The sequence below is a fragment of the Streptomyces sp. SID3212 genome (assembly GCF_009865405.1).
Classification (GTDB): Bacteria; Actinomycetota; Actinomycetes; order Streptomycetales; family Streptomycetaceae; genus Streptomyces.
Genome location: NZ_WWJY01000320.1, coordinates 1 through 747 on the forward strand (window position 1 = coordinate 1; position 747 = coordinate 747).

Genomic DNA, 747 nt, shown 5'->3' on the forward strand with positions numbered 1-747 from the left:
GAACGGGCCCGCTCGGACGCCGACGCGGCACAAGCCGCCAAGCTGACGGCCGACGCGGCGGTGCGCACCGCGACCAGCGCGGCCGCGGACGCCATCACGGCGTCGAAGAACGCCTCCACCGCGGCCCGTACGGCGGTCGAGCTCGCCGACGACGCCGAAGCACAGGCGGCCGACGCCAAGACACAGGCCGACGCGGCCAAGGCGCAGGCAGCCACCGCGATCAAGGGCGCCAACGACGCCGCCGGACACGCCTACACCACGGCCCAGGCGGCCGTAGACGCCGGTAACGCCGCCATCCAGGTCGCCGCACCGGCCAACGACGCCATCCAGCTCGGCTCGCCCTACATCACCACCGACTTCGCCGCCGGACTCGCCGTTCTCACCGGCCAGTCCTCCAAGACGATCGCCGAACAGCAACTGGCCGTCGCCCAGGCGCACGCCCAGAACGCCCAGCAGGCGGCAGCCCAGGCGCAGAGCACCGCCAACGCCGCCACCGGCGACGCGAAGGCCGCCTACACACTGGCCGCCGAAGCAGCCGGCTACGCCGCCGACGCCCGTAACTCCGCCAAGGAAGCACTGGGTTACGCCTCCGAAGCGGCCGGGTACGCGGCCCAGGCGGCGCAGTCCCTCAGTCGCACCGTCACCTACGACCAACAGGCCGCCCAGGACGCACTGGCCGCCGACGGCGCGGCCGGACGCGCGGAGGGACACGCCGCCGACGCCCGCGCCTCCGCCGACCAGGCCGCC

General features: G+C 74.7%; 1 pseudogene. It reads left to right on the forward strand.

Annotated elements, in window-relative coordinates:
- Positions 1-747 (forward strand): annotated as a pseudogene (locus GT042_RS09655) (virulence factor); the annotation flags it as partial.